Origin of the sequence: Hyalangium sp., from assembly GCF_035629615.1 — a bacterium.
Taxonomy (GTDB): domain Bacteria; phylum Myxococcota; class Myxococcia; order Myxococcales; family Myxococcaceae; genus Hyalangium.
Map to the genome: position 1 here is coordinate 1 of NZ_DASPHO010000505.1, position 16333 is coordinate 16333.

Annotated in this window: 13 protein-coding genes and 1 pseudogene; 5 read left to right on the forward strand and 9 right to left on the reverse strand. The window is 69.3% G+C overall.

Annotated elements, in window-relative coordinates:
- Positions 1 to 918 (forward strand): serine/threonine-protein kinase (locus tag VD972_RS25765; protein WP_324991379.1); only part of this gene is annotated, 918 nt, incomplete at its 5' end.
- Positions 919 to 935: 17 nt separating this feature from the next.
- On the opposite strand, the gene VD972_RS25770 is transcribed toward VD972_RS25765, so the two are convergent.
- Together VD972_RS25770 and VD972_RS25775 are read right to left on the reverse strand one after the other, a co-directional pair.
- Positions 936 to 2402 (reverse strand): sigma 54-interacting transcriptional regulator, encoded by a 1467-nt coding sequence (locus VD972_RS25770; protein ID WP_324991381.1) that lies wholly within the window; start codon positions 2400 to 2402, stop codon positions 936 to 938.
- Positions 2403 to 2475: 73 nt separating this feature from the next.
- Positions 2476 to 2628: a hypothetical protein gene (locus tag VD972_RS25775; RefSeq protein WP_324991383.1), complete on the reverse strand. Its 153-nt coding sequence runs from the start codon at positions 2626 to 2628 to the stop codon at positions 2476 to 2478.
- 243 nt (positions 2629 to 2871) lie between these two features.
- Here VD972_RS25775 and VD972_RS25780 point away from each other — a divergent pair, with 243 nt between their 5' ends.
- A complete protein-coding gene (locus VD972_RS25780) occupies positions 2872 to 5160 on the forward strand; it encodes a choice-of-anchor A family protein (protein ID WP_324991385.1) in 2289 nt (762 codons plus the stop codon).
- 118 nt (positions 5161 to 5278) lie between these two features.
- Here the strand turns inward: VD972_RS25780 and VD972_RS25785 are convergent, their stop codons facing one another.
- The gene (locus tag VD972_RS25785; protein WP_324991387.1) at positions 5279 to 6190 is read right to left on the reverse strand and encodes a hypothetical protein; all 912 of its coding nucleotides are present in this window, start codon (positions 6188 to 6190) and stop codon (positions 5279 to 5281) included.
- 120 nt (positions 6191 to 6310) lie between these two features.
- On the opposite strand from VD972_RS25785, the gene VD972_RS25790 reads away from it, so the two are divergent.
- Complete coding sequence (locus VD972_RS25790; RefSeq protein ID WP_324991389.1) at positions 6311 to 6895, forward strand: hypothetical protein; 585 nt, start codon at positions 6311 to 6313, stop codon at positions 6893 to 6895.
- Positions 6896 to 6935: 40 nt separating this feature from the next.
- Here VD972_RS25790 and VD972_RS25795 read toward each other — a convergent pair whose 3' ends face one another.
- Both VD972_RS25795 and VD972_RS25800 read right to left on the reverse strand, forming a co-directional pair.
- On the reverse strand, positions 6936 to 8165 hold the full coding sequence (locus VD972_RS25795; RefSeq protein WP_324991391.1) for an endonuclease: 1230 nt from the start codon (positions 8163 to 8165) through the stop codon (positions 6936 to 6938).
- A 137-nt stretch (positions 8166 to 8302) separates the two neighbouring features.
- Positions 8303 to 8776 carry a hypothetical protein gene (locus tag VD972_RS25800; RefSeq protein WP_324991392.1) on the reverse strand — a complete coding sequence of 158 codons (474 nt, stop codon included), beginning with the start codon at positions 8774 to 8776 and terminating at the stop codon, positions 8303 to 8305.
- Between the two features lie 169 nt (positions 8777 to 8945).
- Between VD972_RS25800 and VD972_RS25805 the strand changes: the two genes are divergently transcribed.
- Positions 8946 to 10793 (forward strand): carboxypeptidase-like regulatory domain-containing protein, encoded by a 1848-nt coding sequence (locus tag VD972_RS25805; RefSeq protein ID WP_324991393.1) that lies wholly within the window; start codon positions 8946 to 8948, stop codon positions 10791 to 10793.
- A gap of 10 nt (positions 10794 to 10803) precedes the next feature.
- Here VD972_RS25805 and VD972_RS25810 read toward each other — a convergent pair whose 3' ends face one another.
- Positions 10804 to 13338: a hypothetical protein gene (locus tag VD972_RS25810; protein WP_324991394.1), complete on the reverse strand. Its 2535-nt coding sequence runs from the start codon at positions 13336 to 13338 to the stop codon at positions 10804 to 10806.
- 135 nt (positions 13339 to 13473) lie between these two features.
- Here VD972_RS25810 and VD972_RS25815 point away from each other — a divergent pair, with 135 nt between their 5' ends.
- Positions 13474 to 14754, forward strand: coding sequence for a S8 family peptidase (locus VD972_RS25815; RefSeq protein ID WP_324991395.1), 1281 nt, complete (start codon positions 13474 to 13476; stop codon positions 14752 to 14754).
- 60 nt (positions 14755 to 14814) lie between these two features.
- Here the strand turns inward: VD972_RS25815 and ddpX are convergent, their stop codons facing one another.
- The 3 genes and pseudogenes from ddpX to VD972_RS25830 form a co-directional block, all read right to left on the reverse strand.
- Entirely contained in the window at positions 14815 to 15438 is a 624-nt protein-coding gene (gene ddpX / locus VD972_RS25820) for a D-alanyl-D-alanine dipeptidase (RefSeq protein WP_324991396.1), read from the reverse strand.
- Complete coding sequence (gene queC, locus VD972_RS25825) at positions 15438 to 16133, reverse strand: 7-cyano-7-deazaguanine synthase QueC (RefSeq protein ID WP_324991397.1); 696 nt, start codon at positions 16131 to 16133, stop codon at positions 15438 to 15440. The genes ddpX and queC overlap by 1 nt, the downstream gene beginning before the upstream one ends.
- Positions 16130 to 16333 (reverse strand): annotated as a pseudogene (locus VD972_RS25830) (hypothetical protein); the annotation flags it as partial. The gene queC and the pseudogene VD972_RS25830, both read right to left, overlap by 4 nt.

A 16333-nucleotide genomic window follows, 5' to 3' on the forward strand; every position in this document is an offset into this window, starting at 1 on the left:
CCCGAGGGCGGCTTCCGCAAGACGGTGGCCGTCAAGCGCGTGCTCCCCGGGAAGTCGGACACGGAGCGCTTCACCCGGATGTTCCTGGAAGAGGCGCGCCTGTGCGCCATGCTCACCCACCCCAACGTCGTGCAGGTGCTCGACTGCGGGAAGTTCCAGGACCGCTTCATCCTCGCGATGGAGTACGTGGACGGCTGCTCGCTGGCGCGGCTGCTCAAGGGGCTGGGGAGGCCGTTGCCACTGGCGGCGGTCACCTTCCTCGGCGCGGAGCTGGCGGCCGCGCTGGACTACATCCACAAGCGCGTCGGACCGGAGGGGATGCCGCTGGGGCTGGTGCACCGCGATCTCAATCCGCCCAACGTGCTGCTGTCGCGCATCGGCGAGGTGAAGCTCGCGGACTTCGGCGTGGCTCACATCCTGTCCAGCGGGCGCACCCATGACGAGTACCGCGTCTATGGGAAGGTGCGCTACATGGCGCCCGAGCAGCTCCGGGGACAGCCGTTCGACGGGCGCGCGGACCTCTTCTGCCTGGGCCTGACGCTCCATGAGGCCCTCACGGGCACCATCGCCGTCCGAGGAGACACGCAGCAGGTGTTCGAGAAGACGGGCCGGCTGGTGGAGCAGCCGCCCTCGCTCTTCCGGCCGGAGGTGCCGCCCGAGCTGGATGCCCTGGTGATGCGCCTGCTGGCAGAGTCTCCCGAGCAGCGGCCCGCCACCGGTGAGGAGGTTCGCGAGGCGCTCGCCGCGTTGCAGGGAGAGGCAGCGCCGTACCCCCAGGGACCGAGGCTGCTCGCGGAGGCCGTACGGGCGGTGGCCTCCTCCCCTACCTTGGAAGGACTGGCTCCTCCTCCTGAGGAGTCTCCCTCCCTCGCGGATCCGACCACGGTCCGGCTCCCCGCCCGTCCTGACCAGGGCTGATCCCGGGTAGCCCGGGCTCAGCTCTGCGGCTTGCGCGGCCGGGCAATTCCGAACGCATCGAGCCGGGACAGCAGGGTGCCTCGCGAGATGCCGAGCATCTTCGCCGCCCGCGACTGGTTTCCGGCGCAGCGCTCCAGCGCGTCGAGGATGCGCTGCTTCTCCAGCGCGTCGATCGCCGCGGACAGGGGGCCCCCTTCTGGCGTGGCCACAGGAGCGGAGACGGACGGCGTCGCGGGCGCAGGAGCAGGGGCAGGCACCCCTGCGGGGGCCTGGGTGGGACGAGGCGGCTCGAGCTTGAGGTGCTCCGGCTCAATGGTGCTGCCCCCCGAGAGCACGAGCGCCCGGCCCATGACGTTGCGCAGCTCGCGGACATTGCCGGGCCACGGGTGCGCCTTCAGCTCGGCGATCGCCGCCGGGCTCAGCGTGGGCTCGGGTGCACCGGCCGCGAGGCCCGCGGCGAGGAAGGCCCGCGCGAGCGCTTCGATCTCCCCAGGCCGCTCCCTTAGCGGAGGGATGACCAGGGAGATGCCGTTGAGCCGGAAGAAGAGATCCTGGCGGAACCGGCCGCGTGAGGACTCGGAGCCGAGATCTCGGTGGGTGGCGGAGAGGAAGCGCACGTCGATGGGCTTGGGACGCAGACCGCCCACCCGGGTGACCATGCGCTCCTCCAGCACGCGCAGCAACTTGGCCTGGAGCGTGGCAGGCATCTCACCGATCTCGTCGAGGAACACCGTGCCCCCCTCGGCCGTCTCCAGCAGGCCGGGCTTGCTCTTGTCCGCGCCGGTGAAGGCCCCCTTCTCATGGCCGAACAGCTCGCTCTCCAGCAGCGACTCGGAGAGCGCGGCGCAGTTCAGGCGCAGCAGCGGCTTGCTCGCGCGCGGCGAGCGTGTGTGGATGGCCTCGGCCATCACCTCCTTGCCCGAGCCCGTCTCCCCCAGCAGCAGCACGCTGATGTCGCTCGCGGCCACCCGATCCACGAGCCGGTAGAGCTGCTGCATCGCCGGATCCGCCACCACCACCGAGGCCCGGCTTCCCTTGGGCGGAGAGGACTCCTCCTCCTGGCGAGTCCAGGCCGGTGCATCCGGCAGCACCCGGCGCGGCGCGGAGGCCGAGTCCCCTGGCTGGATGACGATCATCACCGTCCCCAGCTCGATCACGTCCCCCGGATGCACCGCCATCCGCTGACGAGGCACGAGCCGGACATGGCCCACCCACGTCCCGTTGGCGCTCTCCAGGTCCTCCAGCTCCACCGCAGGGCCCACGTGCAGCGTCGCGTGCTGCCGGGAGATGGAGGCGTCATCGATGCGCAGATCGGCCGTCTTGCCCCGGCCGATGGTGAGCGAGCCGCTCCGGGGCAGTGGGTACACGATGGAGAGTCCCTCTCCAAAGATGCGCAGGAAGGGCTCTCCCGGGCGGATGCGCTCGCCCCGCTCGGGCACCTTCGCCGTCGGCCGGCCCGAGAGGTCATCATTGAAAGGGCTCATGCGAGTCCGAGCATAGATCGAGCCCCAAGCCCCGAACCTTCCGCACTTGCCGTGTGCGCTCCCGCTCGTGCCCTCACTGCACGCACTGATCGAACGTCCCATCCAGGAAGGGCTCCAGCCGGAGCGGGTGCAGCTCCACCGGGTGTGTCACCAGCGGCTGGCTCAGCCGGCTGGCCAGGGCCTCGAGCTGCGCGGGGGTGAAGTGGGACACCCCCACGTGGCGCACCTTGCCCTCATGGATTGCGGGGCCTACATCTGCACACTACCACTCCTAGTGGATTCCTCTGAATTTGTTTTTTTCCACCTGGACTGCGAAAAGGTGGTAGAACTTCTTCACCGTGGTGGGAGCCTTTCCGGTTCTTACCTGAGCGACCCACTGATCGCCACGAGCACGAGGGGGAGTACTTTCACCATGAACAAGCAAGTCGGAGCTTTCGCCCTAATCAGCCTTCTCTGGGCTGTCCCTGGATTGGCCACCGAGAAGACCTGGACTCTGGACGGTGAGTTCGACACGGGCATCCTGGACAGCGTCAACCACGACGCGCCCAACAACCACCAGCTCCAGCTGAACACCTCCTCGAGCACGGAGCCGTACATCTGGGTCGCCAACGTCGACATTGGCACGGTGACGAAGATCGACACCCGGACGGGCAAGCAGGTGGCCAAGTATGACTCCGTCCTGGTGCAGAACTGGGACGGCTCGAATCCAGTGGTGAGGCCGCCGCGCGGGCACTGCAACTCGCCGTCTCGCACGGCGGTGGATGGCACCGGCAACGCCTACGTCACCAACCGCGCGGTCTGCGCCGGCGACACGGCCTCCGCCACCAAGTACGCCGGCTCGCTGTCGGCCTGCGTGGATCGCAACGGCAACGGCGTCATCGACACCTCGCGGGACGCCAACAACAACGGCCTCATCGACATCAACAACGCGGCCGAGTTCAAGGGCCAGGCGGATGAGTGCATCCTCTGGACGAAGAGCTTCGGAGTGCCTGCCGACCTGGGCCGCTCCGCAGCGGTGGATGGCGATCAGAACATCTGGGTGGGCGGCTACAGCTCGAAGCTCTACAAGCTGAACGGCACCACGGGCGCGCTGATGCAGACGATCAACCCGCGGACCCAGGTGACGGGCCTGCCCAACATCTACGGCATCGCCATCGGGCCCGGCGGCTTCATCTACACCTCGGGCATGGAGGGCCGGATCCTCTTGAAGATCAACCCGAACGCCCCCGCTGGCCAGGAGGTGGTGGCGCGGCTGAGCACGCCTGTGGAGACGTATGGCCTTGCCGTGGATCGCAACGGCATCGTGTGGCTGGGCAACTGGACCACCCGGCTCGGGAACCTGGTGCGCGCGGACTTTGCCGCCAACCGGGTGGATGTGGTCGGCGGCTTCCAGGGCGGGTGCGGTGGCTACACGCGCGGTGTGGCGGTGGACAGCAACGGAGACGTGTGGACGTCGTGCTGGTCCAACAACCGGCTGCTGCGCTTCAACTCGGCGGGCACGTACCTGGGGAGCTGGCCGGTCAGCGCGGGCCCCGTGGGCGCCGCGGTGGATGGGGACGGGAAGATCTGGACGGCCAACCTCACCAGCGACACGGCCACCCGCTTCGATCCGCTCACCAACACCTCCCAGTCCTTCCCCACGAGCGGCCAGGCCTACTCGTACTCGGACATGACGGGCTTCCAGCAGCGCAACTTCACGGTGCGCCAGGGCGACTGGACCGTCCAGCATGACGCGGGCCAGAACGGCGCCATCTGGGGTCCTGTCACCTGGAACCGCGAGCCGCAGGGCCGCGTGCCGGCCGGCACCAGCATCACCGCGGTGGCGCGCGCCGCCGACTCCCTGGCCGCGCTGGCCAACGCGCCCTTCATCCCGGTCACCAACGGCCAGCCCGTGTCGGGCCTCACCGGCCGCTACATCGAGATCATCGCCACGCTGCTCCTCCAGACCGGAGAGATCTCTCCGGTGCTGAGCGATCTGTCGGTCGTCTACACGCGCCAGTGCATCGAGGTCCGCCTGAGCGACTACAACCTGTTCCTGGAGCAGGACTACACCGGTGGCCACGACGTGGTGGGCAAGGTGGCCGCGGGCGGCAACATCTCCATGGAGGACTTCGCGGTGGGCTCGGGCCTGCCGGACACCAACATCTCCAACACCCTGGTGGCCGGTGGCAACCTGACGCTCACCCGCGGCCAGATCTGGGGAGACGCCCGGTACGGTGGCACCTACACAGCGGATCCCTCGGTGACGTCTACCCGGGGCACCGTGGAGCAGGGCACGCCGATCAACTTCGCGGCGCGGTTCACCGAGCTGCGCGCCCAGTCCACTCAGCTGGCCGCGCTGCCCGTCAACGGCACCACGACCCGCGAGGGCTGGGGTGGCGTCATGCTGGTGGGCACGAGCGCGAACGTGAACGTCTTCGACGTGAACGCCAGCGACCTCAACGGCGCCAAGCTGTGGTCCATCAACGCGCCGGCCGGCTCCTTCGCGGTGGTGAACGTGCGCGGCAACCCGCCCACCTTCAACGGCTTCGGCATCCACTTCAGCGGCGGCATCGACCAGCACGGGGTGCTCTTCAACTTCGTGGACGCCACCGCCATCAACGCCCACGGCTTCGGCTTCTGGGGCACGGTGCTGGCGCCGTACGCGCACATCACCTTCAACGACGGCAGCTGGGATGGTGGCATCTACGCCAAGTCGCTGACGGGCTACGCCGAGGGCCACATCAACCCGCTGAACGATCGCGACATCTGCCAGTGAGGGCAGCGCCCGGGGGGCCGTGCCTGAGCCGGCCCCTCGAGCGGTAGAGTCCGTAGTCGGAGAAGTGAAAGAGCAAGAAGGCCGGCGGCCCGAGACCTGGGGTGCCGGCCTTCTTCTTTCACGGCTTGGGCGCGGTGACGGGCAGCGCCGTGAGCTTGCCACCCGCGTAGCGGTAGCGCTTCACGCTCTCGGCGCCCTTCGTCTCGGCCCCCGTGGCCAGGACGACCCGGAGCTCTGTCCGGCGAACCTCGATGTCGAACCCATTGCTCGAAGGGTTCAGCGCCATCGTGCTGTTGACACTCTGGCGGGTGTCCTTCTCCAGGCGGTTGTTCTCCAGGTCCACCGTCAGCAGCTCCCGCGCCGCGCCGCGCTCCAGGCTCAGCAGCGTGCGACGTGAGCCACTGAGCCCGGGCCCGCTCAGGGCCTCCAACACATCCAGCAGCGGCGGCCCACCGCCAGGCACCTCATGCACGGTGACGGACTGGATCGCTCCTCGCCGGGGCAGCGCACGCGCCTTGGCGGCCTTGCCCGTACCCGACACCAGGGCCAGGTAGCCGGCACACGCGGTGTCATTGGCCGCGGAGTAGACGAGCGCCTCGGCCTTGCCCGCCCCCGCCGAGGCCGGCAGCGACAACCGCCCGGTGAAGCGCTGGCACCAGGTCCGGCTCGCGTCCGGGACTTTCTGGAAGAGCACCGCCGCGGCATCCGCGTCGGACACCACCTCCCCCGGGCTCACGGGCCGGAGGTGGGAGGACAGCATGTAGTAGGTGCTCTGCGCGTAGGGGTGCACCGCGGCCATGGGTGCGGTCTCTCCCTTCCACGTATGCTCCTTGTCCAGCCGGGACACGGAGACGATGTGCCCCGGAGTGATGAGCCGGATGTCCTCCGTCTCCGGCTTCACCTTGCGGAATAGCTGGGTCTGGCTGATGACCCGCGCGTCGTAGGGGGCCGCCGGAGGAGCCTCCTTCGCGGGCGCGCTGGCCGGAGTCTGCGCTCCAGCCGATCCGCCGGCCAGCGAGAGGAGGGACACCGCCTGAAGCAGGCGGCGAAGACTACGGGTAGAAGGCTTCATGGAGTGGAGTGGGTTACGAGGGAGGGGCTGGGAAGTTATCGTCTGCCTGCGGCAAGCGGCAAGCCGTGGGAGAAGCACGTGAGAGCACCAGGCATCATCGCGGCGGTGGGCGGCGTCGGGGCACTTGCCCTGCTCGGGATCGCCATGCTCGTCCGCTCCGTCCCCACAGAGGACTCAGGCCCCTCTTCAGGCGGCGAGCCGGGCGCTGCCTCCCGTTCCGCCACGCCTCAGGCCGGTGAGCTGCGGCCCGCGGCCACTCCCCCGCGGGCACCCACGAACCCTCGCGAGCCTCGAGGAGCAGCGCCTCCACCCTCCTCCAGTGCCTCGGTCCAGCCCGTGGCTCCTGGCTCTGCGGAGCGTCCTCCCGCCACCGCCGAGACTCTCGCTATCGCCAAGGTGGACGAGATGCTCGAGCTCTCCCGGCGAGGGCTCAAGGAAGAGGATCGCCTCGAGGCTCTGCGGTGGCTCGCGCAGCACGCGGAGCCCCGGCACTTCGAGGCGATCCAGGAGATTCAGATCAACGGCAGCACCCCCGCGGTACGCATGGCCGCCGAGGAGGCGCTGAACACGCTGCGCGTGCGGCATGCCGAGTCGCAGTGGCCCGGGATTGAACCCACCGATCCGCAGAGCTACATGCGCGACGCGCCCTCGCCTCCTCCCTGAGGAGGAGCGCTCAACCGGCTGGCGCTCGGAAGTCCCTGGCTCAGAAGTCCTGGATGCGGTCCGCCAGGTTCGAGTGGAGGACGAACTGGTTGGAGTTGCCCTGGATGGCGGCGACGCGGCGGTTGCGCTCGATCTCGGCCGAGTCCACCCCGTCCAGCTTGTTCCAGTCGCGCAGCACGGACTCCTCCTCGGGGGAGATGCGCTTGTTGTACTCCGCAGAGAAGTAGAACATCGCGCGCGCCACGTTGCCCTTGTGCTCATCGGGCGGCTCGAACACCTTGCGGCCCTGCGCGTCCAGGCCGAACTTCGCGCCGCTCGGGTTGCTCCACTGCACCTTCTCCACCTTGCCGAACGGGAAGCTGCCGCGCGTGCTGTTCGCCTTGCTGTCCGTGGGGAACAGGTGGTGCAGGTCGCTCTTGGCCACGCCCGTGGCGCCCTTCGACTGCGGCCAGGTGTGCTCCACGTTCACGTCCGAGCTGTTGGGGATCTTCCCGCCGTTGATCTCCCGGTGCGTGTACACGTCCCGCACCTTGCCGTTGTTCACGTCCACGTTGCTGAAGATCTGCTTCCGGGCCTCGTTGTAGCTGACCACGTGCTTGCCAGCCGACGCGTTCTGGATGGCCTTCAGCAGCGCCTGGTCCCGCATCCCCTGGAAGGGATCATCCGGCGGCGGAGGCGGAGGCGGCTCCTCGCCCTTGGCCGTCCCCGTCAGCTCGAGGTTCCACTCCTTCAGCGTGCCCACGTCCTGCTTCGCCGTGTCCTGGACGGTCAGCTTCCAGTCCCCCTGCGTGGGCTCGCCCGCGAAGGCGCTCAGGTCGAACGTCGCCTTGAGATCATCCGCCGAGCCGCCCTCGCGGTTGGACAGCGTGTGGCTCTTGCCCGAGGGGCTCGTGAGCGTGACGAGCAGGTCGCCCCGGTAGCTGTGGGGAATGTCCACGGACACCTGGCCGCCCTTGAGCGTCAGCGCGTCGTCCACGCGAAGGGTGGACTCCACCTTCGAGTTGTCCGCGATGGCCAGGTTCGGCGTGGCGCCCGTGCGGACCGTCTTCTCCGTCTCCGCCGCACGCGGGGCCTTCACCGCCGCGGGCGCGAAGCTCGAGCCGAGCCGCGTCAGCGCGGAAGGATCCACGCGGGCCGGGCTCGACGAGAAGCTCGAGCGCTCGGAGGCGCGGGCCGGGGTGGCAGCGGGAAGGGTGGAACGAGCGGCCTCCCTCACGGCAGGGGCGGTGAGGGGGCGGGAGACGGGACGCTGGAGGCTGACGGAGTTCACATTTCAGTTATCGGCGCGACACACCTACAGTTGCTTCCATCCTCCGACGTTTCAGCATTTTGACCTTCAGTGTGGCTGTAATGCGCTCCGCGCCTGAGGCGTTCGCTCCCAAGCCCTTGAAATGACAGGGGAGCGCATCAGAACACCAGGCCCACGCCGGCATGCGGCAGCGCGGCCAGCCCCTGCGCCCACATGAGCGAGAGCCCCGTCGTGACGAAGAGGCCCAGCCCCGGGCCTGACAGTTCGAAGGTGGCGCCCGCGCTGGCGCTGGGGAAGGCCCAGTAGGCGATCTCGGGGCTCTCGTACCGCGAGCCGCCCATCCCCAGTTCCAGGAAGAGCCGGTGGTTGGGCCCGGCAATGGTGGCGATCCGGAGGACTCCCTCCACCGTGCCGAGATACGGCCCCTCGTCCACGCGGACGTCCTTCACGAAGAGCGCGGTTCCACCCAGCTCCAGCCGAGGCCCGAGCACCACCCCGTACCCCAGCTTGAATCCGACCGCCGTCGACGCTCCCTCCGGCGAGAGGATGCCGGCGCCGACCAGCCCGACGCGCCACTTCTGGCAGATGCCGTAAGGGCTCCGGTAGCAGATCGGATCCTCTGAGTCCGCCATGGCCCGTCTCCGGCGCTGGGCAGAAGCCTCCCAGGGCAACAAGAGCACCAAGGCCAGCCCGAGACAGCACACAGCCCAGAGGTTCATCGCGCGGGGGATCAACATGGCCCTGGCATCGTACACCGCCCGGGACACGCGCTGCCCACTCCCTCCGGGTAGAATCGGTGTCATGGGCAGGTGGAGAGCGACCCGGGCGATTGCCGTCGTCGGAGCGGTCCTGGTGACCCTGCTCGCACTGATCCTCGGGTTCCTGCGGAGCAGTCCCTCCCATGAGCAAGGCGCGAGGGCCAGTACCCGCTCGCGCGCGGCCGAGCCTCCTGCTCGCTCCCCGAAGCCCTCCCTGCCCAAGCTGCCACCCGGATCCGGAGAGACGATCCCCGCGCTCGCTCCCGAGCCCCACAAGCAACCGAGCCCGGAGGGTACGTTGGAGGTGGAGGTCTTCTCCGGCAACGCGCCGCTTCCAGGCGCGCAGGTGCAGCTGTATGTGCGCGAGCCTGCGGAGCTCCAGTCCTTCCCCTCACGCTGGATCAGCGTGCCCGGAGGCACCACGGGAGCAGATGGACGGTGGAGCCAAGCGGTGGCGCCGGGGAGCTACTACGTGACGGCCCGCGTGCAAGGGCTCGCACCAGGCTATGCGACCGTGGTGCAGCCACCAGGCCCGGCGCGGACCCGCGTGTGGTTGCCCCTGCTGAAGACGAGCGGGATCAGGCGAGGCTTGACCCTGGAGCGGGGGACGGGCGCGCCCGTGTCGCTCGCGGAGATCCTCCTCACGCCTCCTGCCTCCACGTCTGGCCCGGCGGGCTACCCGGATGCTCCAGAGGAGGAGCTCCTCGTGGCCATCTCCAGCGAGACCGGCGCGTTCCAGTTCTCGAACCTGGCCCCGGGCACCTATCGCGTCGAGGCGCGCGCGCCCGGCTACGCCAGCGCGGTGCTGCCCGAGGCCTGGATCTCCACCGAGCCCCTCTTCCTCGAGCTGGCCCGGAGCGGTCAGGTCGAAGGCGTGGTGCTCCGCGGGGAGGGCCAGCCCGCCGTCAGCGCAGAGCTCTTCGCCACCAGCCTGCGGCACAGCGCGACCGTCCTCACGGACAGCGAGGGGCGCTTCTCCGTCGATCTGCCTTCAGGCACCTATGCCGTGTCCTCGAAGGCCGGCGAGGAAGCCGGAGCGCTGGAGAGAGTGACGGTGGAGGAAGGAAAGCGTGTCGAGGGGCTGCGCCTGCAGCTCGGCGTGGGCGCTCGGATCTCTGGAAAGGTGGTCCGAAAGGACGGCTCCCCGGTGTTGGGAGCGCGAGTCGACGCCTGGCGCCAGCCGACACAGGGAGCCGTCGGCGCCGTCCGCAGCCGTGCGTTCGCGGGGACGGACGGGAGCGGCGCCTTCTCCCTCTCCTCCCTGGCAGCGGGAACCTACGTCCTCAAGGTCTCCCTCCCGGGAGGTGGCCAGCTCCAGCCCGCTCCCCTCACGCTGGCCGCGGGCGAGCACACGTCCGTGGTGTGGACCTGCGAGCCTCGCGACGACACCGGGTGCCAGCTGCCGCACTCCCAGGCCTCCCTCCAGGGTCGAGTCCTCCACCCGCACGGGGTTCCCGTGAGGAGCGTCCTCCTGACGATCCGCTCCGGGGACTCGCCCCCTCCCTGGAAGACCTACAAGTTCATGGGAGACCGCTTCGAGGCGCATGGGCTCCCGCCAGGCCCCACTCAGCTCTCGGTCACGGGGGATGACATGAAGGCGGGGATCCACCTCGAGCTGCACCCCGAGGAGCGCAGGGTCCTGGAGCTCCCCGTGTACCCGCCCGTCCCCGTGACGGGCCGGATCCTCGATGCAGCCACGCGCCAGCCTGTGGAGGGGGCCTGGGTGCTTCACCAGAGCACTGGGAAGGATGGAAGGTTCGCCAGCCACGTGGGTACCCCGGGGGAGTTCCTCTTCAAGGTCACACGCCGCTCTTCCGTGACGTGGCACCGTGTGAAGCTCTTGCCGGCACAGGCCAACGAGGTGGGGGACATCGAGGTCCCCGCGCCATGAGGCCCGTCGCTCACTCCCAGGGTGCGGCCAGCAGCTCCCCGAAGCGCAGGCCCAGCTCCAGGCGCCCCACCAGGGCCTGTCCCCACGCGTTCGCCACGGCGGCCCACGTGGCCATGTCGACCCCCGCCGAGGCCATGGCCTTCAACGGATCGCCCCGGCCCATGTCCTTCAGCAGGCGTACGTAGTCCAGCAGCGTGGGGAGTGCCTGGCCGGGGAAGAGGACCTCCCTGTCGATCGGCTTGAGCGCGATGCGCGGGTGCAACGCCCTCGGGAGCGCCTCCGGCCCCAGCGCCGGCCCGACCCGCCCGGCGAAGTGCATGGCCTGCTCCATCCGCTGAACTTCCACCCCACGCCGAGCCTCCTCCGCCTCGCGCTCGAGCGCTTCCGCCGCACGCCGAGCCTCCTCCGCCTCGCGCTCAGCGGCTCGCGCCTGGCGCTCCAGATCCCGGCGCCGCGACTCCTCCACCCGCCGCCGCAGCTCCTGCTGCCACTTCCGGTCCTCGTCCTCGCGCAGCCTGTCGAGGCGCTCGCGCATCAAGCGGACCTCGGTGTGGAGCTCCTCCAGGAAGATCCGCTGGGGGGCGCGGTCGTCGTCTTCAGCGGGCGTCGTCTGGATGCGCTGCTCGAAACCTGGGAACCACTCCAGGAACCGCTCGACCTCCGGCGTGAGCGCGTCCACGCCCTCCCGGAAGACATTGGCCAGCGCCGCCGCGGCATAGAACACGGCCAGAGAGGCGGTGCGAGGCTTGAGTGCCACCACGTCGTCCGCCGCGGCAAACACGTACCGCGCGCGCCGCGGCAGATCCTCCACGGGAGCATCCCGCATCAAGAGGTCCGCCTGGCGTGCGAACCCTTCCGGATCCACCTGCCACCAGCGCTGGAAGCGCTCGACAGCATCCTCCGGCGCCGCGAGCTGCCGCTCCCACAGCTCCTGCCTCCATGGGGCGAAGACAAAGAGCAGGTCCGCGCGCTCGTCTGGGTGCCCCTGGAAGCGCTGCCAGACCGCGTCGATGAGCTCCTCCCGTCCGACAATGCCGCTCCATTCACGCACCGCCTTCTTCAGCGGCTCCAGCAGCGCCGGCCGGCCCGGCCCCTTCCACACCGCCATCATCAGACGTGCCGCCTGCCCTGGTGGCTCCTGCCAGTCCTGGATGCGTGAGGTGAGCGTCATGAGCGCCTGTGCGAGCGGCGCGCCGCACTCCGGCTCCCGAGCCCACTGGTTCAGCAACGGCTCCTCCGAGGAGCCCGCGAGCGCGAGGAAGCGTGAGAAGTACACGTCTTCCAGGCTGCGCGCCCGCACGTCCGCCGGCTCCCTCGCGAGCGCCTCGGCCGCAGCCTCCACGAAGAGCCGCGCCGTGCCCCGGGCCACCGGCGGCTCTCCCACCCAGCGGAGGATGCGCAGGGCTTCTTCCCCTGGCACCTCTCGGAGCACGGCTCGGGCCCAGCTGCTCCAGCGCGCCCGGGCCTCCTCGGTCCACTCCGCGAAGGGGCGACCTTCGATCAACGAGAGGAGCGCCTCCATGAGCCGGTGGGGTCCCCGCTCCGAGGCGGAGAGAAGCGCCTCCAGCGCCTCGGGAGGCACCGCATGAGGAAGCTTCCTGACCACGTCGCGCGCAAAGTCCGAGCCCCCCTCGCTGGCCAGGCGCTCGAAGAGCTGCGACGAGCCCAGGGACGTCAACGCCCGACGCGCCTCGGAGATCTGCTCGGGCTCGGTCGAGTCGAGCGCGGCGAGGAGCCCTGCCTCGTCCTGGAGGCACAGGGCGCACTCGAAGCGCACATCGGGGTCGGGGTGGTCAAGCCCCTGGCGCAGGGCAAAGAGCACATCCACCTCGGGAGCCTCCTCGCCAGAGGCCCGCACCCACGCGACGGCGGCACGGGCTGCCAGCTCCGGATGGCCCAGGGCCTTCCGAGCGAGCTCCCGCACCCGCTTCCACCCCTCCTCGCCCAGGCGGACCCACCGCCACACCCGCCAGCGCGTCAGAGCGATCATCGCCTCCACACTGAGCCGCTCGCTGTCGTCGAACAGGGCTGAGCGCGCCGGGGAGACGATGTTCGGGGAGGCCTCTCCCTGGTGCAGCAACGCGAGCGCTGCCAGCCGCCGTACCTCCCAGGAGGAGCCCTGCTTGAAGAGCGCCTCCAGCGTCTCGGGGCGCTCTGGAGGCCCCACCTCCCGGTCCAGCAGGGCCGGATCCGTGGGGATCAGCGCAGCCAGCAGATCCTCCATGTCCTCGACGAAGCCCTGCTGGAGCAGGTACGCCTGGCAGCGGCGTACGTCCCCGAGCAGCGGCCAGGCCCGCTCCCACTGCGCGGCGTACTGACGCTCCAGAAGCTCCAGCTGCCGGGACTCCAGTGCGAGCACCCGTCGCCGCAGCTCGAAGCGATCCACGCCGGCGTGGAGCAGCATGCGCGCGACGCCATGGAGCTCGAGGGGAATCTCGCCACAGCCGCATGAGGGGCATGGGCTGCTGTGGGGCTTGAAGCGGAGGCAGGCCGGGCAGCGAACCTCGTCTCCCCGGCGTGCGGCACTCTCGTGGAGGGCGGCCATGGGCCTCTACTTAAGCCATTTCCTTGCGTTCAGTGCTGAACCCCCCTCTCCTTGAAAGATCCCCGCCGTCCAGGAGATGTCAGGCACATCCCCTAGACTGGAAAACCGGAAAATCGAAACAAATCGAGGTGATTGATGCGTCTTTCCAACGTAGCGAAGATGGCTGTGTCGGGCCTGGCTGTGTCCCTGCTGGTGGCGTGCCCGAAGACTCCTCCGCCGGACGGGGGGGATCCGAAGCCGTGCCCCGGCGGCGTGACGCTGACGGCGGCGCAGGCGGCGCAGGAGAAGTTCGTCAAGGTCGACAAGCCGATCTCCGGCGAGTACGTCGTCGTCCTGAAGGATCCGGCCCCTGGCGTGACGCCGCAGCCGGTGCAGCCCCTGGCGCAGCAGCTCTCTACGAAGTACGGCGGCGCGGCGTTCACCACGTACGAGTACGCGCTGCGAGGCTTCGCCAGCCGGATGAGCGAGGAGCAGGCGAAGTCCATGTCCGGTGACGCAGAGGTGGCGTACGTGCAGGAGAACCAGGTGTTGACGGCCTTCGACGCGCAGTCGAACGCCACCTGGGGCCTGGACCGGAGCGACCAGCGCGACCTGCCGCTGGACACGAAGTACAACTACTCGGCTCAGGGCAAGGGTGTGCACGCGTACATCATCGACACGGGCATCCGCACCTCGCACAGCGAGTTCGGCGGGCGCGCGGACGTGGGCTACGACGCCATTGGCGATGGGCAGAAGGGCAACGACTGCAACGGCCACGGCACGCACGTGGCGGGTACTGTGGGTGGCAGCACCTTCGGCGTGGCCAAGAACGTGGTGCTGCATGCGGTGCGTGTGCTGAGCTGCTCGGGCTCGGGCTCGACGGCGGGCGTGGTTGCGGGCATCGACTGGGTGACGAGCAACAAGCAGCTGCCGGCGGTGGCGAACATGAGCCTGGGCGGCGGCGCGGATCGTGCGCTGGATGACGCGGTCCGCCGGTCCGTGGCCTCGGGCGTGGTGTATGCGCTGGCGGCGGGCAACGACAACAAGGATGCGTGCAACACCTCTCCGTCGCGCACGGAGGAGGGCATCACCGTGGGCGCGACGACGAACACGGACGCGCGCGCCTCGTTCTCCAACTTTGGCGGGTGCGTGGACATCTTCGCGCCGGGGCACAACATCACCTCGTCGTGGCACACCAGCGACGCGGACAACAAGACGATCAGCGGCACGTCCATGGCGACGCCGCACGTGGCAGGCATGGCGGCGCTCTACCTGGGTGCCAACCCGAACGCCTCGCCCAACGACGTGGCGAAGGCGCTGATGGACAACTCCACGCCCAACAAGGTGACTTCGCCGGGCCTGTGCTCGCCCAACAAGCTGGGCTACATGGGCTTCATCGGCGGGAGCGACTCGAGCAACCCGCCCTCCGCGCAGTAGCGCGGCAGGTGTGATTCCATGAAGAGCAGGGCCCCGGGTTCTCTCGAGCCTGGGGCTTTTTCATGGGGTGGGAGACTGAGCAGGCTCCTTCGGCTTGGTGAAGGGCACGTCCAGCACGGGCATCTTCTTCGCTCCCGGCAAGTCATAGTGCCACCACTCCATCTTGTTGCGCTTGAAGCCCGCGCCCTCCATGGCCGCTCGGAGCATCTCCCGGTGCTTGCGTGAGTCCGCCGTGCCGCCCTTGTACCCGTGGTGCGCCGAGGGACTGAAGTCGTCGAACTTCGTCGGCATCTCCACCTCCGCCCCCTCCAACGTCACCAGCGTCAGATCCACCGCCGCGCCCCGGTTGTGGTTCGAGCCGAACTTCGGATTCGCCACGTACCCCGGCTCCGGCATGATCTTCCACATCTCGTACTGCACCGCCCGCGGCCGGTAGCAGTCGTACACCTTCACCCGGTAGCCCTTCGGCCGAAGCGTGTCCGCCGCCTGCTTCAGCCGCTGCGCCGCGTCCTTCAGCAGCATGCAGCGCGCGTCCTCCGGGTACACCCGCCGCTTCAGGAAGTTGTCATCCGTCGCGTAGCGCATGTCCACCACGAGATCCGGAATCAGCTCCGTGGCATCCACCACGGGCGACTCGCCCGCCGAGAGCAACAAGGTCAGCGCCAACTTCGCCGCAGGCAGCATCACTCCCCCTCCGTCGTGTACTGCGTGGGATCCGGGACTCCCGCCTCCTGGAATCCCTTCTTCCTCAACAGGCAGCTGTCGCAGCGCCCGCAGGCGCGGCCCTGCTCGTCCGGGTCGTAGCAGGAGTGTGTCAGCCCGTAGTCCACCCCCAGGCGCGTCCCCTCGCGGATGATGTCCGCCTTCGTCATCCCCGACAGCGGCGCGTGGATGTGGAAGTGCGCCCCCTCCACCCCCGCCTTCGTCGCCAGGTTCGCCAGTGTCTCGAAGGCGCGGATGAACTCCGGCCGGCAGTCCGGGTAGCCGCTGTAGTCCACCGCGTTCACCCCGATGTAGAGGTCCTGCGCCCCGACTACTTCGGCCAGCCCCAGCGCCAGCGCCAGGAAGAGCGTGTTGCGCGCCGGCACGTACGTCACCGGAATGCCGTGCGACATCTCCTCCTCGGGCCGATCCTTCGGCACCAGGATGTCCGCGGTCAGGGCCGAGCCGCCCACGTTCCGGAGATCGATCGGGACGATGCGGAAGTCCTTCACCCCCATAACCCTCGCCACCTTGCGCGCCCGCTCCAGTTCCACCGCGTGGCGCTGCCCGTAAGCAACGCCCAGGCACACCGGCTCGAAACCCGCCGCCTGGGCCATCGCCAGGCACGTCGTGGAGTCCAGCCCTCCCGAGAGCAACACCACGGCCTTCTTCATCAGTCCACCCGGACCCCTTCCACCGTGTACACGGCCCGACACGCCCTCGTGCACGTGCAGTTCGTCGTGCCAGGAATGAACTCGTCCGTCAGCGATCCACACGCGCGCTGCACGTCATAGCCGTTCGGCGTAGGGCCCGGTGGCTGCGCGCCTCCGTCCCCCGGCACGCCCCCGTCCACCAGCCCCGAGCAGTTGCGCCCGAT